Source organism: Aquirufa sp. ROCK2-A2 (assembly GCF_054558485.1).
The window spans coordinates 23119-47037 of record NZ_JBPXKA010000014.1; the positions used below are offsets into that span (position 1 = coordinate 23119).

Sequence of the window (23919 nt, forward strand, 5' to 3'; positions counted from 1 at the left end):
ATCGCCTGGCCGAACTTATGCTTAAACATGAGCAAAACATCTTGTTAGTGGATTTGCTTTTCGATGATGAACAGATTGGCGATTTTGTGAAGAGTATTCAAATTGACTCACCTTATCAGCAAATGCTGATGGAGGGCGTGTTAACTGAATCCGTTCAAGATGAGAAGCTTTTCGTAAGTTTTACCGTTGAAGGGTATTTTCACTTTGTGTTAGGAGATATCATTTTTGAATATTCGCAGGATAAAGATTATAATTATTTTATTAGTCTATTGGAAAACAATCTATTGAATGGTGTAAAGGAAGGGATGGAGCAATGTCTCATTAAAGAAGTAAACCTGGGGCAATTCGAACGACTAGTGTCTTTAATAGATGTTGGTGGTGAAGTTGAAATTGTGGCTCGATTTCCTTTAGTGCATGCTTTTATGAAAATTAGAGTAGTTGATATATTTCAAAAGCTAATGAGTAAACCTACTGTTCACGATTGGAACGTAATTAAGCATGTACGCGGTGTACTTTTGGCAAATCAAAAACAGCATGTTGTTGACCAATTGGATGGCATTTTAAAAGAGTCAGTTCAATTGAAGCAAACAATTAACGAATTGCTTCAAAGCGAAAATGAAATCGATTTCAAAGAGTCGCTGACTTTAATTTCATTCTATACTAATATGAATGCACTCGATTTGGCCAAACAGTATTATAAACAGTTTATAGAAGAGGCTGAGAAGCGTAATAATCATGAATCATTGGTTGAGGCATTAGAACTTTTGGGTGATAGCGAATATAAGAGATCGGGTCATGATGGATACAAAGCCGCTATGGACGCACTCACCAGAGTCGTAGAAATTAGAGAATCAGAGACCTCCCCTCAAAATGATAAACTTAAATATACCTATCGTCTTTTGGGTCTTGCTTATTTATCTCTTGGACTTCAAGTGGTAAAATCAACCGAATATTTCGAAAAGACTAAAGTTCTTATGTTAGAAAAATCTTCCGACAGTGCAGAGTTGGCAGAAATCAACTTGTACATCGGACTTGCTAATTTCTGGCGTGGACTACGTGGTATTGGTCGGTGGGGTAATGCTGACCCTACCTTGTTAGAGGGAATAGATATAGATCTTTTTGAATATGCTGATAAACAATTTCAATTGGCCTACCACTACCATTTCAGAAATTTAGGAAAATGTCACCCTCAATCTTTGGAGGCGATACACTATCTTCAAGAGAATCGATATGCAATGGGAAATTATGAGCAAGCCATCCCATGGTTAGAGAAATACGTAGAGGCGATCCCCTTTAAAACTAGAGAACATACAGATTATTATTATTTGTATTGTTTGATTGTTTCTTTGGAGGAGTCCGCTAAATTCAATGCATCGAACAACAAAAAAAATGCACTAAACTTTATCCAGAAGGCTATATTCCTTATTAAAAACTACGATGAGGACAATCAAATCTCTAATCGCTTGCTTAGTGTTAAACAGGGCATTGAGGTTGGAAATATTGATTTTCCCCAATACACTCTGGTAGAAGAATTACCTGCGCTTGAATTAGATTCAAAGTTAAAAGCAGAGTGGAGGATTTGGCAATTCTCTGAAGCGTTGAAAGGTTTTCATACTAATAATTGGCTTGTTGATCCAAATGGGATTTGGTTTTTTAATAACGATAAAAAACATCTTGTTTTTTGGAATAAAATCAATCATACACTTACCACTTTTAATCCATCCAATTGGCCAGAGGGATCTGGGAGATTAATTTATGATCAAAATAATCAAATTTTTTATGCATGGTCCTCCATTCGTTCTACTGTATTTGAATTAACGGCTCCAGATGGGAATTGGACTCGCTTATCTTTTGGTGTTCATGACGTGCATGCTTGTGGAGCCTCTTTTGGATTTGATCCAATTAACAGGCGATTGTTTGAATTCGGTGGCTATGGATATTTCACCTATAAGAATTGGCTATGGGTTTATGATATAACTGAAAAGAAATGGATTCAACTTAAAGAAAACAAACCAGGTATTTCTCCATACCCAAGAAATGGTCAATTATTACACACAAATGACAATACTAAAGTAGTCTTACTTTCAGGAATCGGAAGTGATACAGGGATTCAACGAGAACATAAGGCTCGATTAGGGTTAGCCAATGCCACCGATGTAGGTTATTTCACTTGGCTAAGGGATGCCCACGAATTAGACCTTAAGACCCTAGAATGGAAAACCATATTACCCGCGAATCATGAGTCTATAAGACACGAAGGACCGATGGGATTCATTGAGGAATTAAATCTAGTTGTAAACTGGGGTGGACAAGTTCCTTCGCCCATTTTCGGGAAAGATCCTGAAATACAAAATAGATTATCAGGTTGGCAATTATCGAATAATAAAGGATTTTTAGATATGAAATTTGATGGAGAGATTCCACCATTAACTGAAGGAATCTTCATTTCAATTAAGGATTCAAAAGAATTATTATACAATCATAGTCAAGGGATTTGGAAACTTGTTATCAATGACTTCTAATCACCTTCTTCTTTACAGGCATGCGGAACTCATGCTGCAGAATGAGCAACATATCCTGCCGGTTGATTTGCTGTTTGAAGATGAGCAGATTGGGGACTTTGTAAGGAGTATTCAAATCGATTCCCCTTTCCAACAAATGTTACTTGAAGGGGTTTTAACCGAGTCAGTCAGAGAAGAAAAGTTGTACGTAAGCTTTACAGTAGAAGGTTATTTTCATTACGTCCTCGGAGAGGTGATTTTTAAACAAACAGAAGGCTGTGGTGCGGAAGTATTGAAACAAATGGTTGAGGGAAATAAATTAAATGGATTAAAAGAAGGGATTGAACAATGTTTGATCAGGGATGTAAACCAGAATGATTTATCGAGGTTGATGTGGCTCATTGATTCCGGAGGCGAATTATTAGATTTATGCAGTAAACCATTGGCACATACTTTTTTAAATATTAAAGGTCAAATCAATTCTGAGGAAGAACTTACCCAAGCCTATATTGCTCAAATTAAAAAGGTAACGAGTGAACTATTTGCTGATCCAACGGATAACGATTTAGAAGCGCTTAGTAAGGGAATTGAGTATTTAGAAGAAAAACAAAAAAATAATGTCATCGCCTTAATTTATCAGCAAATCAATGAATTAATTGTTCCTGATAATTTAAAAAAATCAATTTTATACATAAAGTCGATAGAACACTTGCCTGAGGCAGTTCGAAATGACGAACTACAGGACCTTGCTGATTATACAATAATGGAGGAAAGTGAATTAGCCGCTTTGTTTTATAGGTCATTAGGGCAGCAATTTTCTTTTGTGGGTAACTATGAAAAAGCAATTTATTTCCACGTAAAATCACTGGATATTTTATTTAAAAATCAAAATGAAGATCATTTCTCAATAGGAGAAGCCTATAATCAATTAGGAGAGGTTTTGTGTAATAAAGGTGACTACGATGAGGCAATCGGTCATTATATAAAATCATTATCGATTCGTTTAAAATGTTTTGGCGAGCTACATTATTCAATTTGGGAATCCCAAAATAACCTAGGAGAAATATGGTTAAATAAGGGCGAAAATGAAAAAGCCATTGAATTTCTTCAAAAGTCCTTAGTTTTAAGTTTGAAAATATTTGGTAATCACCATCCCTCAACAGCTATAACGTTTAACAATTTAGGTAGTGCTTGGAATAGTATGGGTGAAAAGGATTTAGCTATTGAATTTCTTGAAAAATCGTTGGCTATTCGAATTAAAATCTTTGGAAATCAACATCAAACTACAGGAGAATCCTATAATAATTTAGGGTCTGTTTGGAGGGAAAAAGGTGATAATGATAAAGCAATTGAATATTATGAAAAAACAATAGTAATTGACTTAAGATTCTTTGGCGATCAACACCCATTTACTGCTCTAACCTATAATAATCTTGGGGTGGTATGGAGAAAAAAAGGGAATTATAAAATGGCTGCAGAATACCTAGAAAAGTCATTAGAGATAAATTTAAAAGTTAATGGCGTAGACAATCCATCAACGGCAATAGCTTACACTAATTTGGGAAATGTTTTCAATGAAAAAAAAGATTTGAAACAGGCCAAAGAGTATTACGAAAAGGCATTCAAGATATTTTTAGAATCGCATGGGGAGGATCATCCTCATACTAAATTACTAATTCAAAAATTAAATGACCTCTAATCACCTTCTTCTTTACAGACTTTCAGAGCTCATGCTCCTCAATGAGCAGCATATCCTTCCTGTAGATTTGCTTTTTGATGATGCGCAAATAGGTGATTATGTGAAGAGTATTCAAATCGATTCCCCCTACCAACAAATGTTACTTGAAGGGGTTTTAACCGAGTCAGTCAGAGAAGAAAAGTTGTACGTAGGCTTTACGGTGGAGGGGTATTTTCATTATGTGCTTGGGGAAGTGATTTATCAAATCACTGAAGGAAAGGGCGCAGAAGCATTAAAAAAAATCGCTGAAAAGAATAAATTAAATGGCCTAAACAAAGGAATTGAGCAATGTTTGATTCGTGATGTCAACCAAGATAAATTGTCTAGGTTGATGTGGTTAATTGATTCAGGTGGTGGTTTATTAGATTTATGTGCAAAACCGTTAGCTCATTCTTTTTTAAACATTAAAGGCAAAATCAACTCGGAACCCGAACTAAATCAAGCTTACACAGATCAAATTAAGTTAGTTTCTAATGAACTTTTTACGGAGCAGACGGATAATGATATAGTAGCTTTGAATAAGGCAATTGAATATTTAGAGGAAACACAAAATACTAAACTTGTTGCCTTACTATATTCAGCCTTAAATAAATTAATCGTACCGGACAATCTTATTAAGTCTATTTTGTTTGTAAAATCCATCAAATATATACATGAATCAGATCGTATTCGTAAACTTGATGAAGTAGTTAAAAAGGTTGGTATTTCTGTGAATTATATATTTTATGATTCTTTAGCCCAACAATACTATTTTATTGGCAATTATAATAAAGCAATCGAGTACCTTGAAAAATCGTTAAACCTCAACTTAAAGCTCAATGGCAAAAACCATCCTTCCGTTGGAATTTCCTATAATAATTTAGGCTCGATTTGGAGCGAAAATGGTGACTTTAGAAAAGCTATTCAATTTCATATCAAATCACTTAAATTTAACTTGAAATTATATGGAGAATATCATCCACTAACATCAATATCTTTTAATAATCTAGGGAACGCCTATCGACAATCTGGGAATTATGCGACTGCATTAAGGTTTCTTGAAAAATCACTAAAGATAGATTTGAAAATTTACGGCGAACATCATCCATCAACCAGTATAACTTATAATGGCATAGGAAATGTTTGGATGAGTAGAGATGATTTTGAAAAAGCTTTATCATATTTTAAAAAAGCTTTATCCATTGATATAAAAATTTACGGAAATCAACATCAAGCCACTGGAATATCCTACAACAATCTAGGTTTAGTCTGGAAAAATTTGGGTGAATACGACAAGGCAATAGAATGCTTTGAAAAGTCATTGGATATTCGAATCTTAGTCCAAGGCGAGCTCCATCCCTCTACTAGTGTATCCCTCAATAATCTTGGCTCTGTGTGGAGTAGTAAAGGGGATTTCGAACAAGCAATTTTACTATATAATAAATCCTTAGCCATCGATTTGGAAATTCATGGGGTAGAACACCCATCTATCGTAATCGATTTTAATAATTTGGGTTTAGTCTGGAAAAATTTGGGCGAATACGAAAAGGCAATTGAACATCATGAAAAAGCACTTACGATAAGCGTCAAAATACATGGCAAAAAACATCCCATAACAGGGATATGTTATAATAATTTAGGATTAGCTTGGAACGAAAATGGCAATTTCAATAAGGCAATTGAAAATTTCGAAAAATCATTAGCAATACAATTAACCTTAAATGACGAAAAGCTTTCCTCAATTGCAGAATGCTTTAATAATCTTGGTATAGTCTGGAGTAATCAAAATGAATTCAACAAGGCTATAGAATATTACGAAAAATCTTTATCTATACGTTTGAAAGTTTATGGAAGTCAACATCCATTAGTAGCTATTTCCTATAATAATTTGGGGTCCGTATGGAATGATATGGGCGACTTTGATATTGCAATTAATTATCATCAAAAATCATTAGCAATCAATTTAAAAGTTCATGGAGAAGTACATCCCTCCACAGCAATAACCTATAATAATCTTGGAAATGTCTTTAGAGATAAAAAGGAAATACAATTAGCTAAAGAATTTTACAATAAGTCCTATTCAATATTTTTCAAATTATTTGGTTCGAATCACCCACACACTAAATTATTATATCAAAAACTAAATGACATCTAATCAACTACTGCTTTTACGACTTAGTGAATTGATGCTACAAAATGAGAAAACCATTTTGCCAGTTGACATATTGTTTGATGACGAACAGGTAGGAGATTTCGTAACCAGTATCCAAATAGATTCACCCTACCAACAAATGTTGATAGATGGCGTTCTTACAGAAACAGTTCAAAATGAAAAATTATATGTAAGCTTTACCGTTGAACGGTATTTCCATTATGTGTTAGGTACATATTTGTATCAACAAGCAAAACGCCAAATTAGCCTTTTTGAGTTAATTGATTCACTCTTAGAAAATAAGTTAAATGGATTAAGCGAAGGAATTGGACATTGTTTGAGTCATTTTATTGAAAAAAATCAAAACGATTTTTTGCCTAAATTCATTGATAATTACCCTAATTTTGCAGTTTCGAGTGTTCAAGCATTAGCCAAAAATATCGAATTGAATGGGGATGATTTACTCATTCAAATTTTGGCTGAAAAATCAGAATCTGATCTCATTGTTATTAAAAAAGTAGTTGAATATTTTGAATATTCCGGAAAACCAAAATTAAATAAAGCAATTGCTGCTGTAATTCTAACGCGCATTACCCCATCAACCATATTGGAGTTTGGCCTTTGCGCTGAATTAAGTAAACATTATGAAAAAGAAAATGTGGTTGACCTTTATGACCGCACTATAGCATTTTTAAATTCTTATGATTTTAGGTCCAATCAAGACATTAAAATAACTATTGGTATTGTCCTTCATTTGGGACGGGAGATCTTGCGATACTCGGAAAAGAAACTAGCCTTGGCGATTTATGAATTTGGATATAATCTAACTCTTGGTAAAGATGAGTTCAAGAAAGATCATTTAACAATCTATGGACATGTTGCCCATCAGTTAAAGAGTACAGGAAAAACAAAAGAGGCGACAGAAAAATATATCGATATCATTAAGCGGCTAAAAGAAAATAACAATTTTGTATTAGCGGCACAAAATATATTAAGACTCAGCGAAGCCTATAAACAGGCGAATCGTTTGCCCGAAGCCCTTGATTTAGCTAAGGAAGCACATAAAATCATGCTTAATAATAATGGTAAAATTCATCTCCTTACAGCAAGTTCTTCGGGATATGTTGGATCTATTTATATTTACTTAGAAGATTGGGTAAATGCAGAACCTATGATTCAACATTCTATGGTGGTTAGATCAAATTTGATGGGTGAATTCAATACGAAAGTTTGTATTCCATATATCAACTTAGCCACAATTTATATGCACACCAATCGACTAGAAGAGTCTGAAGAACTACTTTTGAAGGCTCTTGGAATCCGGGAGAAAAGGTTTGGACGCATTCACCAAGACGTTGCAACAACCATTTATGAATTAGCAAATCTTCGAACTATTGAAAATAAGTTAGGTGAGGCCTTAAAATTTCATTTGGAAACGCTTGAAATTAGAAAAACTAAATTAGGTACGGTACACTATTTTACCAATAAGTCTCGATTGGCTTTGGCAAAATTATATAAGGAATTAAATCGTGATAATGAATTTCAGATTATTTTTACTGAAATGCTTGACAATTGTAAAGGTGATAATATTGAAAATGTGGCATTGATTGAAAATTTAAAAGAGCTAAATAAAGATTAAATGAAATATATCTGTAGTAACCAAAGTTGTCCCATTTCTATTTCGAAAGCATCATTCCCAGTGGCGATGAATTGCCCAGTTTGTCAAAATCCATTATATGAGGAAATCATTAAATCAGCTATTTCTGAAGATGAACAACTACTAATTTCAAAATTACCTTATGTTATTGCATATCCATATAAAAGGATGTTGGAAGAAACTGATGGAAGAAATAAACTAGAACTTTTAGCTTATACGTTTTTAAATGGATTAAAATACCTAGGATTAGTTATTGCATCTGAATATTTCAACTCCACTTTAAAGTCAGCCAAACTCAATGAACAATTCCGAAATAATTTATTTCAGCCATCTTTTGGGAATTGGAATGCTTTTTTAAGGGAGGCTATTAACTATTTAGATTCAGAAAATGTAAAATTGGTATTTCCTGAGATTAAGGAAACTTATAAAAAAATAGAACTAGAAAAGTCTGCAAAAAAATACAAAACAGAGTCTCAATTTACTGATGAAAATGGACAAGTTGCTTGGAAGAAATCAGAATTGACTGCCATTGGATTACTTATCAATTTCCGAAATAGATATTTGGGACATGGAGCTCCTTTATCAACTGAAGAATACCAAAGTTTATATAATAGTACATATCCTGTTTTGATTGATTTCCTATCCGAATGGAAAGTTTTAGAGGGGATTTCTATGATTCGTTCTGAAGCAAAGGAATCTTGGGAGATGATGGGAGCAGAAATAAGTCTAATTAGCTATGATTCACCCATCAAAAAATCAAATGTCTGTCTGTCGCACTTGGATGGCAGAAACTTAGAATTGATTCCATTCTATGTTTTGCCCAAGCAATTCACAGCGGGTGCAAGTGATAAAGTTCAGATTCAGGTATATGAACAAAACACTGGCCAACGAGTCGTATTTTACAGCCCAGAAAGTGTCAAGTCTGAAGCATCCGGAGAAATTCTCGAGCGGTTAAAAATTCTTTTGGAGAAAAAAGAGCAAGCTGAATATTTTACGTCGGACCAATTTTCCATCGAAATACTTCTTAATCAAATTCACATTTATAATGAAAAGACTAGATCTGGTTTAATCAAAGAAAAAAAACTATTAGAAGGGATTTACCAACCGAGAGTAGATGCGGAAACGGAATTAATGAGTTGGGTTAGTGCAAAAGCTGGTCTATTTATGTTAGCTGCCGAAGCGGGAAGTGGTAAGACAAACTTACTATCCCATATGGTAACCAAGTATGAAAATGCAGGTTACAGTTCTATATTAATACGTTCCATTCGAACTGAAGAAACAAATATTGAAAAGGAAATCAAAGAAATATTGAATGTAAATGACGACTTTAATTTACCCTTATTTTTAAGCAAAAATTTTACCCAAGAAAATCCACTCATCATTCTAATAGACGGAGGAAATGAACATCAAGAACCGCAGGTATTTCTAGATTCTATATTGAAATTCGTCTTAAAACCATTAATAGGCTCTGTAAAAATAGTTCTTAGTTGGCGTATTTCTACACTCAACGACTTACCACAAATAGACGAAAGATATAAGACCATTTTGTATGAAGTGAGAGAGCGCGAAGATGAATCTATAGAGGCTAATCGTGCATTTTTTTTAAAAGGCTTGAACAAAATCGAAATCGAAGGTGCCTGGGATTTTTATCTAAGTCATTCATCTAAATTATATCGACCAAATTTTTCATTTAGAGATTTATTGGCATTTGATCCTTTATTGATTGAAGAATTAAGTAATCCTCTATTGTTGAGACTCTTTATGGAATTATATTCCGGAAAGTCTTTGCCTAAGGCTTCTAAAGGATTTATTAATTTATGGGAATTATGGTGGAAGGAGATTCAAAAAGATAATAATCAGTCAAAATACCTTGCTTTATTAGCAAGTTATATGATAGGCAAAAATTCGTTACAAGTTTCATTAGACGAATTATTTGATGTTCCTCAATTATCTGATGCTGTTAAGAATATTCAAATTGATAGCCCTCACCAACAATTAATTCGTAGAGGAATACTAAGTCAGTTTTTTCAACATGATACGCTTCAAGTAAGCTTTACCATGGAAGCTTCTTTTCATTATGTTGTTTCTAGGAATTTAGAATTGGATTTGGCTTTGAAGCAATTAGAAAATAATTCTATTTGGAAAGAGTCAATTAAATATTTTCTTTGGGATAAAGCAGCAGATAAAGATGATTTATTACTTTTTAGTCTAATTGATTTAGAGGGGTTTCCAAATGATTTAGCTGCATTAGCATTATCACAACGCATTAACTTATTTGGTGCTGAAGAAACATTGAATCAATTGTTTTTACATGAAAGCAAAGATGATTGGAACGTATTAAAAGAAGCGTTTATATATATAAAAGATAGTCGACCAAAAATAGCGACTGATTTTGCAGATCAAATTTTAGATCATTGTAAGAGTGACCTAAATGATAATAATCGTCTTTTTATAATAGAACTATTAAGTGAGTCAACTAAATCAAAAGCGGATATTTTTCATGAACAATTTATTATAAAAGAAAATTTAGAGGATGTCGAAGAATTAATAGCATTAGCTAAGTATTTCACGAAGTTTGGCGGTCATAAGGAATCCGCGGAACTATTAAATAAAGCCATTACACTATTGCCCGAGGATAGCAGTTTGATGGGAGGTATTTTAGAAGAATTAACGAGTACTCAACTTCATCTACTGAATCTAACTAACGCTTGGGAATCAATTATAAAAGCTGAATTATTTTACAAAAACAAGTTAATTTATTCTCCCAAGGTTGAAGGAAGAATTATAAACTTAAAAGGAGAAGTTAAGGAGAATCAAAGTTTATTTAGTGAGGCATTAGAATATTATCAAAATGCATTTAATTTAAATAAAGCTAATCTAGGTCCTTTTCATAAAGAGACTATTAGGACACAGAATAATCAAGGTGATATTCACAGGCACTTGGGGAATTATGATTTGGCTTTGGAAGAATATCAAAAAACTTTAGCCATCAATATTCAATTTTATGGAGATTCAGCCCCCAATGTAGCTAATTCATTACACCGTATTGGAGATATCTGGGAAATCAAAGGTGATTACGACAAAGCGCTGGAATACTTCGAGCGTACTATGAATATACATCTTCAATACTATGGTGAAACGCATCCGAATGTGGCTGCATCAATAAATCGCATCGGAGATATCTGGGAGACTAAAGGTAATTACGACGAATCTTTGGAATATTTTGAGCGTGCTATAGCCATCTATCTTCAAATCTATGGTGAGTCGCATCCCAATGTGGCTGCATCATTAGATCGCATCGGAGATATTTGGGAGATTAAAGGTGATATCGACAAGGCGCTAGAATATTTTAAGCGAGCAATGGAAATCGATCTTGAATACTATGGTGAATCGCATCCGAATGTGGCCGGTTCAATACTTCGTATCGGAGATATTTGGAATACCAAAGGTGATTTCGACAAGGCGCTAGAATATTTTAAGCGAGCAATGGAAATCAATATTGAATACTATGGTGAATCACATCCAAACGTGGCTTCATCATTTAATCGCATCGGAGATATCTGGGAGACTAAAGGTAATTACGACAAATCTTTGGAATATTTTGAGCGTGCAATAGAAATCAATCTTCAATTCCATGGTGAATCACATCCAAACGTGGCTTCATCATTTAATCACATCGGAGATATCTGGAATACCAAAGGTGATTACGACAAGGCGCTAGAATATTTTAAGCGAGCAATGGAAATCAATCTTGAATACTATGGTGAATCGCATCCGAATGTGGCCGGTTCAATACTTCGTATCGGAGATATTTGGAATACCAAAGGTGATTTCGACAAGGCGCTAGAATATTTTAAGCGAGCAATGGAAATCAATATTGAATACTATGGTGAAACGCATCCGAATGTGGCTGCATCAATAAATCGCATCGGAGATATCTGGGAGACTAAAGGTAATTACGACGAATCTTTGGAATATTTTGAGCGTGCTATAGCCATCTATCTTCAAATCTATGGTGAGTCGCATCCCAATGTGGCTGCATCATTAGATCGCATCGGAGATATTTGGGAGATTAAAGGTGATATCGACAAGGCGCTAAATTATTATGAGCGTGCTAAGGCCATTCGTCTTCAATACTATGGTGAAACGCATCCAAATGTGGCTAGATCATTAGACCTAATCGGAGATATTTGGGAGTCTAAAGGCGAATACAACACAGCGTTGGAAAATTTTGAGCGTGCTATGGCCATTCGTCTTCAATACTATGGTGAATCACATCCAAACGTGGCTTCATCATTTAATCGCATCGGAGATATCTGGGAGACTAAAGGTAATTACGACAAATCTTTGGAATATTTTGAGCGTGCTATGGCCATTCATCTTCAATACTATGGTGAATCACATCCAAACGTGGCTTCATCATTACTTCGAGTTGGAGATATCTGGAAGGCCAAAGGCGATTTTGACAATGCGTTGGAAAATTTTGAGCGTGCTATAGCAATCCAACTTCAATACTATGGTGAATTGCATCCAAATGTGGCCAATTCAATACTTCGTATTGGAGATATTTGGGAAATTAAAGGTGATTACGAAAAGGCACTAGAATATCATGAACGCACTTTGGCCAGCAATCTTCAATATTATGGGGATTTGCATCCGAATGTGGCTGGATCATTAGACCAGATCGGCGATGTGTGGGAGATATTAGGAGATTACAACAAGGCGTTGGAATATTTTGAACGTGCAATGACCATTCGTCTTCAATACTACGGCGAATCACATTCGAATGTGGCAAATAGTTTTGATCGAATTGGTAAGATTATGTTTACAAAAGGGGAGCTTAATAAAGCGATTGATTATTACAATAAAGCGTTAACAATAAAAATACAATATTTTGGGGATAGCCACCCGAATACTGCAATAAGTTATAGTTTAATTGGTGATATTTTGGAAAAAAAAGGTGATTATTCAAATGCATATTTAAATTATATTAACTCCTTAAATATATTTGAAAACTATGTTGGAGGAAATCATCCGAATGTTGGAGGTTTAAAAAGAAATGTTGGAAAGGCACTTATTGGTTTAGGGGAATTGAACAAAGCTAAAGAAATGCTTGACTCATCGGTCAAGATTTTATTACAAAATCAGGTAGAAAGTGATCCAAAACTAGCTAGAACTTACTTATACCTTGCTAAATGTTTACGATTATTGAATAAGTTTAATGTTGCAGAAGAAAATATAGATTTGGCAATCGAAATCTTTGAAACGAATTTTGGCGAAACGCATATTGAAACGGCAAACGCATATTTTGAAAAAGGGTTAATCTTGGCAGATATAAATAATGAAATCGATGCTCAAATATATTTCAAAAAATGTTTTAATATTCGGTTTGCAATACTAGGCCCAGAACACGTTGATACTATTGAGGTGCAAGAGAAACTGAATATTTAAATTACATTCTATGAAAGCTAAAACATATAAAAGTGCTAATGGATGGTCCTCGCCGCAATCACTAAGTACTTTTGGGATTCCAATTTCAGGGGAAAATCAAAAGGCATATTTAGGACTGGAAGAATTTAATTTTTGTGAAGTTCTATCAAATTTCATGCTAAATGATTTTCGTTTTGCATTTATTCCTAGCTATAGTACTTGCAAAAGACCCTTTATTCAAGAGTTGAAATTGTTTTATTCAGATGGAAAAGGAAAAACACTGCATTATGCAACTTTAAGTGAAGTTTATCAATTATTTGACGAGTCTGAAATATTGACTTTGAGAGATAAACTTAAAGAAGTTGGTTTTGATAAATTTGTGGAAAATAGTCCAAATTTTATCCTTAATTATGGTGTATTACACGCGAAGGCTTTGAATGTTTGGAACGGAAATTTTTCTTGTAATAATATTTTAGCTAAAGGTCATTTTCCTCGTTTTGTTTTAAATGTTAAGTTCAAATCTATCATTCAGTACGATCCTCCAATAATTGTTAATTGGGGAAATTTAAAGCGAGCACGAGCACTCTATAAATAAATGGAAATTAATATATGAAAATGATAAGATATACTTTTTGCTTATTAATAATGATATTTGTTGCTACCACTGCATTCGGGCAATGTTACGTAAAAGAATATCCATCCAACCGACGAATTTTGAAAGTTGACGGGGACTATGTAATAGACTATCCATCCAACAAAAGAATTTATAAATTTGATCATGATTATTTAGTTAGCTATTCTAGTTATAAGCGGTTGTTGAAATTTGATGGAGATTATATTATCCGTTATTCTGACTATAAAAGAATTGCGAAATGGGACGGAACATATTTATCACAATACCCTAATTCCCGCCGAATAGCCATTTTAGAATGCCCTGGAAGACGAAGTGCCTTGGCAGCTGCCGCATATTTATTAAATTGAAAAGATGGAAAATTATATAAATATTAAGATAAAAAACCACTTACTGAAAATAGTAGGTGTTTTCCCAGTTCAACCTTCATTTGAACAGGAGGCGCTTATAGCTGGATATGAATTGCATCAATTTGCACCTACCTCATTGCCTTTTTATAAAGATTACTTTTACAAAGGTTTTCGGGATTTATATACTCTTGATGGAGAAAGCAATAAAGTAAGGCGTCTAACAAAAAAACTGGAGCAAAGACTTACGCTAGTGGCCGGTACCAAGGAAATTCACATCTGTATTAACCAAGTAGATTTATTTTTATTTCCTGATTCCTTTGGGATGTTTTCATTGGACATAAAGGTTGAATTTAATGAAAATACTACCCACCTAGCTCAATTTTCGGATGCATGTTTTATTGTTAGAGAATTTGAAAGAGGGTTAATTCAGGGGACTGATTTAAATTGGAACGAGTTTATTGTCAAAGAATACTTGTTAGGTCAAAAAACCAGAGGAGAAGGCGTGGAATTGGATGAATATTCCGGAACCAAGTTCAAGCTATTTATTGCCTGTGATTTTGATGAAACGCTTGATATTGGAACTCAAAATGCCCTATTGTATGATATAGGATGCATAGCCCAACCAGGAACCGCGATATCCAATGACGCAAATGCACCAAGTGAAGAATACAAAATACAATTAGCGGACAAATTTCAGTTTTCAGCCTTTCGAAATTGGAGGGGAATTGCCTTGTTAGATACTTTTGTAATAGTAGGAAATAATATCCTAACCTCAGAATTTCAGCTGATAACTTTTAAGGAAAACTATTTCTTGATTTATCTACATAACCTATATGTCAAATACAACCTATTTAAGATGAATACGGGAATTTCCGATTTCAAGTCAGACCTTCGGCCCGAGTTAAGAGATTTTTTAAATGTGTTCAATCTCTCTTTTATATCCTTTAATTTTCTGCCTTCCATGATTAATTCCAAGCTTCGTGTAGCCTTGGACGTGGAGAATGAAGTAGATGCCCTAACGAAGCGGATTCAAGAAATAGGTGCCGTAGTAGAGGAACGATCTCAGGAAAGGACAAATATTTTATTAGGCTTAGTTTCTTTTGTTGCATCCTTATCGGCCATCGAACCATTCTGGGGATATGCGGTCATGGCGCAAGAATTTTTTCATTTGCCAACCTATGCGGCTTATATTATTTTAATAGGTGGAGGTTCGTCCATTATCAGTTTTATATTTTTCATGCCTGAAAAAATCAAAAATTACATTAGTCGATGGCTTTAAGAGACCTTGATTTCGAATTTAGCTTGGAAAGACAATTTCATTGCCTTCGGCATTTTTCATTTCACGATGAAGATCAATTAAATTTTCTTCAAACAATTTTCCAAAAGTATTCTACAAAAGAAATCAGGGAACAATTGGACATGGTTGGTTCAAAATTTGATCCTTCATTTGTAAGGCAACCTTTGGATATTTTAAGGTCTATTAAAAAAGATTCATTCACCTCTAGAGACATCGAAAACAGTAAAATAGTAATCCAATTTTCATTTTCATATAAGGATTTTCCAAATGGTATTGGGAATTCGGCCTTGATTCCTTTGCATGAACTTTCTGCCCACCATCAAGCTTCCAAATATAAGGTGAATCGAAGTGATTATCAAGTTTGGACCTGTCAGGTGGAAGAACTTCCTTCAACGAATCTGCTTTCAATTATTGTCCTAAAACAAGAAAAAACCCTTCAAATTGTTACGTTATTTCCAGGTGATTATGCGCCTGCTTTTCCAAAGGAACTAAGAGATTCAGAAGAAATGAATCGGGTATTTTGGGAAGGACATTGTTTGCTAAGTAAAAAAGGCATTTGAAACTTTATGATTTTACCCTAATTATGTTTTTAAAACGGCAGCCTACTTGTAAGTACCCCCCTTTCCAACATTAAATTATTCTTTAAAATCCTCATTACATAATCTCCTTTTAATCGAAGTTAGATAAAAATAATTATCACCATTTTCATAATACCTATTATTACTACCCCCTAACACTTCACAATTAGGGAATTTTTGTTTCAAAAAATTAATATTATTTTCAAAACAGCCAAAAGGAGTATTTGTTAAATTAATTTTTTTTATTTTTTTCCATTCAACATTTAATTTATCCAAATAAAATATCGGATTGTAGGATAAATCTATCTCCACAAGGTTTTTCAATTCATAAAAACCTTGTGGCAATTCAGATATTTTATTTTCGCTCATTTTTAAAACTTGTAATTCTTGCAAGTTTGAAATCTCATCTGGCAATTTTTCGATTTTATTTTGTTGAAAATTTAGGTGATTTAATTTTAATAAAGTTGTTACCTCTTTAGGTAATTTTTTCATGGTTGACCTTTCAATTGTTAAATTTTCTAAATTAGATAGATTCGAGATTTGTTTTGGAAGTTTATTTAAAATAACACCAGAAAACCAAATTTTAATTAATGTTTTGCATTCACAAATTGAATCTGGCAAATTAAATTTTCCCCCTATATGATGAAGTTCAATTAAATGTTTTAAAGCATTCAAATTTGGATAATCCTCTATTTTCAAGGATGACAAATCTAAATAAACTATGTTTTCTAACTTACTTAATAAATTACTTTCTAAGATATTTTTTTTAAGAAGTTCCACCTCATTAGAATCGAAATTTGAATTTGGAATAGTTTTCTTAGTTGAATGAATTTGAGGATTATAAAAATCAACGACATCAATTTTCAATAACTCCTGATCCGAATTCATTAGTTGAATTATATTTTCCATATTTTTAAAATAAATAATTAATAAAGAATTTAAGTGTTTGGGGTAAATTAATTTAAAGTTTGATTTTGAGTGCTAAATTACCCTTTCCAAGTTTTAACAATTTGTCCGTTGTGAACTTCTAGGTTTGTCATTTTTCCGCATCCTTGAGAACTTGAATGTTGATATCCTCGGGATCCACGACCAGTCGTCCCCATAGTTAATTGAATTTGAAACATCCCACCACAGTGAGCACAAGTAATAGTTGCCATAATATTTAAACTTTATGTAATGAAAAAATCATTCCTAAAAGGAATCCAATTGCTCTTTGATTATTCCATAGACTTCTTCTACTGTTTGACTATAATCTGACTTAACGTACAATATCTGATCTCCATCATCATCTGAAGCCCATTCAACTACAAGAAAATCACCTTCATCTCTAATTGTTACAGTTACATCAGTAGAATCTGAAGAAAGATTTAAACAGTCCTCGCCAACATCAAATGCATCTTCAGTAAAATCTGTTTCCCAAGGAGAAAAATCTAACTCATTAAAATCTTTAGCTTTCATATTTATTTAATTTTTTTACTTGAATGTTATCTTCTATATTATTTGACAAGTAAAATAATATTTGATTTCTTGAGAAGTTACACAATACTTGAAGGCACCTCACAACTATCTATATAAACATCTTTTAATATTGATTTTAAATTAATTTGACTAACATCTAAATCAAAACCAGATAAGTAGCGGACTGAATATTCTTCCTCGGCTTTCCAGTTCATAGTATAAAAGTTGTGATTCATTTCTAAATCATCAAAAACACTTTCATATTCTGGATGTTGATCATTTATTAATACAAGTGCGAATGTATTATGATCATTATCCTCCTTAGACTCTTTTACTTGATTGATTAAGTCTTTATCTAAATAATTTTGGTAATTCATATTTAAACAGTTTACATTTTAGATTATTTAAACTTTTTTAATCTATATTTATTTCAGTTATTTCATTCTTCAATCAAACGGATAAACCTAGCACCAAACAAAAATTCATTTTTTATAGACAATGAATGATCACCACCAATTCCTATATTAAAACAATAATTTTGATTTTTAGGCCAATTTTCAGGAGGGGCAGGTAAAAAACGAACACCTTCCTTAGGAATATATTCATCTAAAAGCCAATGACTTGCTGTTGTTCCCTTATCGATAAAATTAAAATTACCAGAACGGATTCCTAAATTCCCTCCAGCCAAGAAAGACATTCCTGTTTCATTATTACCCGGCATTCCAACAAAACTTTTTTTCCATGTATCACTGCTTTTTAAGACTAATGCAGCATTACCATTATAGTAAATTGAGTTCTCGGAAAGATTTGGAAATTTCAAATAAGTTGTCAATTCAATAATATCAGAAATACGAGGAACCCTAAATCCCAATGGAGCAATGTTTCTACTGTCAATTAATGAAAAACCATTAAAGATCAAACCATATTTTTTCATTGAAGATTTATTGTCCACATATGCACAACATGGCTTCCCATCGGAAGAATATTTACTCCAATCTGAAAAGTTATCTACAATTGGTATTTCGTCACCATTACGAAATACGGGATTAATTACATTTTCTAAGGCCCAAGTTTGATTTCCTACGGTTACTATTTTCATATTTTATTTATTTTAAAGCTGCTAATTGTTACCCTTTCCAATTTTTTAAAATTTGTCCATCATGTACGTCTACATTTGTCATTTTGCCAGATCCTTGGGAACTTGAATGTTGATATCCACGAGAACCACAACCAATCGTCCCCATAGTTAATTGAATTTAAAACATGCCACCACAATGAGTGCAAGTAATAGTTGCTATAATATTTAAACTTTATGTGTGTAAAATTCATTCCCAAGGAGAAAAATCTAACTTCATTAAATCTTTAGATTTCATAATTTATTTGTTTTAAGTAATATAAGCTTTTTTAAGAAGTAATTATATCTAATATTTCATCGTCAAAGCCTTCAGGAATTTCTTCACCATCACTTTGAAAATCTCTACACCAATCTTCTAAAAGTTGTGTAATTTCAGACTTGCCATTTGTTTTCAGATAACCAATGAAAGCATAAAATTTATCTAAATCAGATAGGTTAATTCTGATTTGAAACTCTCCATCACCATTATTGATTTCAAAACTGAATTTTAAAATGAATATTTATCAGTAAAACAGGTATAATAAATCATATTGACCTTGTTTAAAATTAAAATAATGAAGAAATTCCAACCAGAAACATTTGCGGAGTCTCAAGATATTCTTCAAATAAATATGTTTTACTTATTGGACTTTTAATGTAACAAAGATATCCACCCCAATTTTCATCAACTTCTCTTTTTAGATATACAACTGTTTCACGAAATTTGTTATGTTTATCAATAAGCTTTATTTGAAACTCCTCGTCTAGAATTTCTATTTCATTTATCTTAAACCAATCATGTTCTGAACCAATTAGTTCGTCTAAAAAATTAAGCTTTAGCATATTTTTGTTTATTTATTTTTTCAATTTTAGAATAATATAGATTCGATAAAAGTTATAATTATATAATTTTATCGAACAGCTTGTTTCCAATACAACCAAATGATAACCATGGCCATTGTATCCAATTTGCAATACTCAAGTAATCTATGTTTTAGTTCTTCTTTATGTTCCTTAGTAATAGAATTATCAAACCGAATTCGGTAAAATGCTCTCATTGCACTCGTACCTCCTTTCACATCCTCCGATTGAATTTCCATTTCTTCATCAGCAGTTTGCATTTTAGCATTTGCCAGATTAAATAAGGTATTATAGGGATCCAATACCTGATCTTCTAAATCCTTAATAGAATACTTATGAAGATAGGGTATTTCATGAAGAAATTGATTATTATTCCAAATAGCTGGCAAAACCTTCTTAATGGATGTTTTTCCCTTCATTTCAGGATGGAAATAATGCTTCAAGGTAAATGCTTTCATGTCTATAAACCGACCTTCCGTCCCTAAATCTTTATCCTTAATGGTCTTTTGAAGCCAATCTTTTAATTCAGGGTTTTGATAACCATATTCATCCATTTGATAAAGGATAGCCCTCAAAACAGAATTTTCATGAGTTGCCACATCAAAGGAGTACCCAACATTCCAATATGCTTCATTAGGCTCTCAGCAAACTTGAAATTGGGAAATTCAGTGTCTGTATTGATAAATTCCTCATGTCTCGGTTCTGCACCAGGGGCATCTACTGTATGGCATGACCATTGAAATGCTATAAGTTCGAAGGGTCTCATTCCTTCATGGAATGGTAATGCACCTGTGTAAGTTTCAAAGTCCACAAAATGAAGTGGGTAGGTCCAAGAATTAAGTTCTTGTTTCATGGTCTCAGAAATCCACTCCTTTTTGCTAATTGTATTTTCAAACTGGATTAATTGCCGCTCATTCCTCGTACCTATACTACCATCACTTTTACATAGTCGTTCGGTATGAATATCCTCAAAATTATATTTTCCATCTTGAATCAATTCATTTAAGTAATTATTGGATCCAACAGTACCACCATAGTACAAATCGAAAATACCTGGAAATGCATTCACACCTTTCCAACATTCAAAAAAACCACAATTAGCATCTCCTGAAACGTAATATTCACAAGATTTACAGGATTTTGATATCTCATAGTCTTCGGAGGTAGCTTCAAGTCCATTATTTAATATCTTGATATATGACTCAGCTTTAGCTCTAATTCCTGATTCAAGTGCAATAGCTTTCTCCGTGACATCCAAGTAATTTAGAATACCTTCATTTCGTAGTTTATCGATGTAATTTTGTCTATTTGGATGATTTTCATAAACAAACTCAACCTTAGGATTTTGAAATTTGCTCTTTTCCTGGGTTATATACTCCTTTGGAGAATCAAATTCCCTTTCCTGCGAAATAGGTTTGTCTATTAACCGAAACCATCCAGCTAGACCATCAATCAAAGTCCGCATGGATTTATCAGGCATTAAGAGCAAACAGGTAATTTCACAGTCAGGGAATACATCCTTCAAAATAGTGTACTGATACGAAATATCTTGGATATACTTATTGAGTTTGGTAGAATCCTTCTTGGGATTTAAGGAATCTCTTGAAGCTGATTTTACTTCAATTAATTGAATCTTATTGGCATTTTTAACAAAAATGTCGATCCTAGCTAATCGTTGGTTAAACTCAAAAGCAGGTTCGAATAGAGTTATTGAATCATGATTTTCAATATGCTCTTTTGTCTTTAATAATGAATCAGTTGTATTACCCTCCACTTCTATTCCTTCTGGGAACAACATATTAGCCATTTTGCCAACTATATAGCCGCCTTCTGCAAGCATCATCATGTATTCATCTGTATCATTAGATGAATCATATCCTTTCTTTTTGTAAACCAATTTTTTAGCACATGAAGAGGCTAATTGGAAATCCGATTTAGAAAGGTTGGTCTTTAATGCCATTTTCAAATTAATTATTTACAAATAAGAGTGTTTTAATTAAAATTAACATTTGATAAAATCATTATTCCAATATTAAATCTACAATCCTAATGATAGAATTAAATTTATTAAAACTTTGAAAAACCAGTATGTTATAATCTTACAGTAAATAATTATAATTAAGAAAAAACCTTTGTCATGTAAAAATTATTTAACGGTAAATATTTTAGGTATTTGTTTGAAAACGCTTATAAGAAATATTATACAAGGAATTACAATCTACATCATGAAAATTAAACCACTATTTTTTGTATGCTAGCATTTCATCGGCTGTTAATGCATTCAAGGTTAATTCTTTGATTAAACCTCCTTTTCGTGCCAATTTCACCCCCCATTCCATATCTTTTAATCCATCGATTTGATGAGCATCAGGATTGATGGAAATAAATACGCCTTTCTCCATCGCCGCATAAATGAACCGCCAATCGAGATCTAGGCGATAAGGACTTGCATTCAACTCGAGTGCTACATTGTTCGCCGCGCAAGCGTCAATGATCTTGGACATGTGTAAGGGATAACCCGGTCTTGTTAATAACAAACGACCCGTGGGATGTCCCAAAATGGAGGTGTATGGATTTTCAATGGCTTTTATCAATCGGGACATGGCTTTATCCAAATCCATATTTAATCCAGCATGAACAGAGGCAACAACATAATCAAATCGAGCAAGTATTTCCTCATTATAATCCAAAGAACCATCCGGCAATATATCGGCCTCAATTCCTTTCAATATTTGAAAATCAGTCCAATTGGCATTTAATCGATCAATTTCCTCATGCTGTTCAATAATTCTTTCAGGTTTTAATCCACCAGCATAAGCAGCATATTGAGAATGATCGGCAATGCCAAAATAAGATAAACCCAAATTCCGACAAGCTTCTGCCATTTCTGAAAGCGTATTTTTACCATCTGAATAGGTAGAATGGTTGTGAACACAACCTTTTAAATCGGATAATTGAATCAATTGATCATTATGATATTTCAAAGCCCAATCAAATTCATGCAGCCCTTCTCGCATCTCTGGAACGATAAATGGTAAAGATTGACTGGTGTAAATTTCTTCTTCAGAATGAATCATTTTGCCTTGAAAATGGGCGTAGAAATTGACTTGGGACAAATGTTCAGGCTGAGCAGATAATTCAAAACGTTTGGAAATGAATTGTTGTTCATCCACCATATGAACTTCAATTGGAATAATATGTCCTTCAATATGACCTCTCCAAGTAAATGGAGAAGATTCTTGCCTATTTTCTTGCCAATGCGGAATGGAGTTAATCAGGAATTGAGCACCAAATAAATCATCTGATTGAACCAAAAAAACCAATTCAGAAATCACTTCAGAAAAGCGCCTCAAATGTCCAACCACCTCCACACGATTAAAATGTTCTTTTAATTGAAGTTGAAGACCATCTGATAATGCACTAGCTTTATCAATTCTTAATTTTTGGGCGTTCTGTTTTAAAAACAAAATATAGGTCAGAACATTTTCTTGTACAGCCTTTCCAAAACCTTTTAATTGTTCTAATCGATTTTCTTGACAAGCCAATAAAAGTTCATCTAATTCTGTAATTCCTAGCTCTTGCCAAATGGCACGAACTTTCTTGGGGCCTAATCCTTTGATCTTTAATAATTGAAAAATACCGGGAGGTGTTTGTTCCATTACCTGATCCAGTTCGGATGATGATCCATTTTGGGCAAAATCTTGAATTAATTTCACCACTGATTTACCAACACCAGGTAATTTCAATAATTCCTCCTCTGTGGCATTGGCAATCGAATGAGGATATTTATCTATCCCTCGAATTGCGAAGGATAAATTTTTACTTTTGAATTCATTGATGGCATGCACATCCCATAATTTGACCAAAAGTTCAAGTACGTCTACTAAATCATCATTTTCCATTTTCAAAGATACTGAAAAGAAGGAGGAATTTTTAGGTAATAGGTAATGAGTAATAGGTAATAGGTATTAGGTAATAGGTATTAGGTATTAGGTATTAGGTAAAAGGTAATAGGTAAAAGGTAAAAGGTAATAGGTAAAAGGTAATAGGTAAAAGGTATGTACTTGCCTGAATTTGGTTGTCACTTTTCTTTCAACTTTCAGGTTTATTTAGTTTAAAGTTAATAATTTATTTCTTGGTTGTTCGGGATTAATAGGTTTTAATTGAAGGCAA

Annotated in this window: 18 protein-coding genes; 9 read left to right on the forward strand and 9 right to left on the reverse strand. The window is 33.2% G+C overall.

Features of this window, described 5'->3' with window-relative positions:
* Window positions 1–17 precede the first annotated feature (17 nt).
* The 9 genes from V7S76_RS12955 (at window position 18) to V7S76_RS12995 (ending at window position 16295) form a co-directional block, all read left to right on the forward strand.
* Window positions 18–2522 carry a hypothetical protein gene (locus tag V7S76_RS12955; RefSeq protein ID WP_459510562.1) on the forward strand — a complete coding sequence of 835 codons (2505 nt, stop codon included), beginning with the start codon at window positions 18–20 and terminating at the stop codon, window positions 2520–2522.
* Complete coding sequence (locus tag V7S76_RS12960) at window positions 2512–4200, forward strand: tetratricopeptide repeat protein (RefSeq protein WP_459510563.1); 1689 nt, start codon at window positions 2512–2514, stop codon at window positions 4198–4200. Before V7S76_RS12955 ends, V7S76_RS12960 begins: the two co-directional genes overlap by 11 nt.
* A gap of 220 nt (window positions 4201–4420) precedes the next feature.
* The gene (locus V7S76_RS12965) at window positions 4421–6373 is read left to right on the forward strand and encodes a tetratricopeptide repeat protein (RefSeq protein ID WP_459510564.1); all 1953 of its coding nucleotides are present in this window, start codon (window positions 4421–4423) and stop codon (window positions 6371–6373) included.
* Window positions 6363–8009 carry a tetratricopeptide repeat protein gene (locus tag V7S76_RS12970; protein ID WP_459510565.1) on the forward strand — a complete coding sequence of 549 codons (1647 nt, stop codon included), beginning with the start codon at window positions 6363–6365 and terminating at the stop codon, window positions 8007–8009. The genes V7S76_RS12965 and V7S76_RS12970 overlap by 11 nt, the downstream gene beginning before the upstream one ends.
* Entirely contained in the window at window positions 8010–13478 is a 5469-nt protein-coding gene (locus tag V7S76_RS12975; protein ID WP_459510566.1) for a tetratricopeptide repeat protein, read from the forward strand. It abuts the gene before it with no gap.
* A gap of 10 nt (window positions 13479–13488) precedes the next feature.
* Window positions 13489–14052: a hypothetical protein gene (locus V7S76_RS12980; RefSeq protein WP_459510567.1), complete on the forward strand. Its 564-nt coding sequence runs from the start codon at window positions 13489–13491 to the stop codon at window positions 14050–14052.
* Between the two features lie 50 nt (window positions 14053–14102).
* Window positions 14103–14438, forward strand: coding sequence for a hypothetical protein (locus V7S76_RS12985; RefSeq protein WP_459510568.1), 336 nt, complete (start codon window positions 14103–14105; stop codon window positions 14436–14438).
* A 4-nt stretch (window positions 14439–14442) separates the two neighbouring features.
* Window positions 14443–15717: a hypothetical protein gene (locus tag V7S76_RS12990; protein WP_459510569.1), complete on the forward strand. Its 1275-nt coding sequence runs from the start codon at window positions 14443–14445 to the stop codon at window positions 15715–15717.
* A complete protein-coding gene (locus V7S76_RS12995; RefSeq protein ID WP_459510570.1) occupies window positions 15708–16295 on the forward strand; it encodes a hypothetical protein in 588 nt (195 codons plus the stop codon). The genes V7S76_RS12990 and V7S76_RS12995 overlap by 10 nt, the downstream gene beginning before the upstream one ends.
* A 75-nt stretch (window positions 16296–16370) precedes the next feature.
* On the opposite strand, the gene V7S76_RS13000 is transcribed toward V7S76_RS12995, so the two are convergent.
* The 9 genes from V7S76_RS13000 to V7S76_RS13040 form a co-directional block, all read right to left on the reverse strand.
* Window positions 16371–17222 carry a leucine-rich repeat and calponin homology domain-containing protein gene (locus tag V7S76_RS13000; protein WP_459510571.1) on the reverse strand — a complete coding sequence of 284 codons (852 nt, stop codon included), beginning with the start codon at window positions 17220–17222 and terminating at the stop codon, window positions 16371–16373.
* Window positions 17223–17299: 77 nt separating this feature from the next.
* Window positions 17300–17470 (reverse strand): hypothetical protein, encoded by a 171-nt coding sequence (locus tag V7S76_RS13005; RefSeq protein WP_459510572.1) that lies wholly within the window; start codon window positions 17468–17470, stop codon window positions 17300–17302.
* 34 nt (window positions 17471–17504) lie between these two features.
* Window positions 17505–17771, reverse strand: a complete 267-nt coding sequence (locus V7S76_RS13010) for a hypothetical protein (RefSeq protein ID WP_459510573.1) — start codon at window positions 17769–17771, stop codon at window positions 17505–17507.
* A 77-nt stretch (window positions 17772–17848) separates the two neighbouring features.
* Window positions 17849–18148, reverse strand: a complete 300-nt coding sequence (locus tag V7S76_RS13015; RefSeq protein ID WP_459510574.1) for a hypothetical protein — start codon at window positions 18146–18148, stop codon at window positions 17849–17851.
* Window positions 18149–18210: 62 nt separating this feature from the next.
* A complete protein-coding gene (locus V7S76_RS13020) occupies window positions 18211–18870 on the reverse strand; it encodes an FISUMP domain-containing protein (RefSeq protein WP_459510575.1) in 660 nt (219 codons plus the stop codon).
* A gap of 582 nt (window positions 18871–19452) precedes the next feature.
* Window positions 19453–19728 carry a hypothetical protein gene (locus V7S76_RS13025; protein WP_459510576.1) on the reverse strand — a complete coding sequence of 92 codons (276 nt, stop codon included), beginning with the start codon at window positions 19726–19728 and terminating at the stop codon, window positions 19453–19455.
* A 68-nt stretch (window positions 19729–19796) separates the two neighbouring features.
* A complete protein-coding gene (locus V7S76_RS13030; protein WP_459510577.1) occupies window positions 19797–20321 on the reverse strand; it encodes a hypothetical protein in 525 nt (174 codons plus the stop codon).
* Window positions 20318–21706, reverse strand: coding sequence for a DUF2779 domain-containing protein (locus V7S76_RS13035; RefSeq protein WP_459510578.1), 1389 nt, complete (start codon window positions 21704–21706; stop codon window positions 20318–20320). The genes V7S76_RS13030 and V7S76_RS13035 overlap by 4 nt, the downstream gene beginning before the upstream one ends.
* A 280-nt stretch (window positions 21707–21986) precedes the next feature.
* Window positions 21987–23648, reverse strand: coding sequence for a helix-hairpin-helix domain-containing protein (locus V7S76_RS13040; protein WP_459510579.1), 1662 nt, complete (start codon window positions 23646–23648; stop codon window positions 21987–21989).
* Window positions 23649–23919 lie beyond the last annotated feature (271 nt).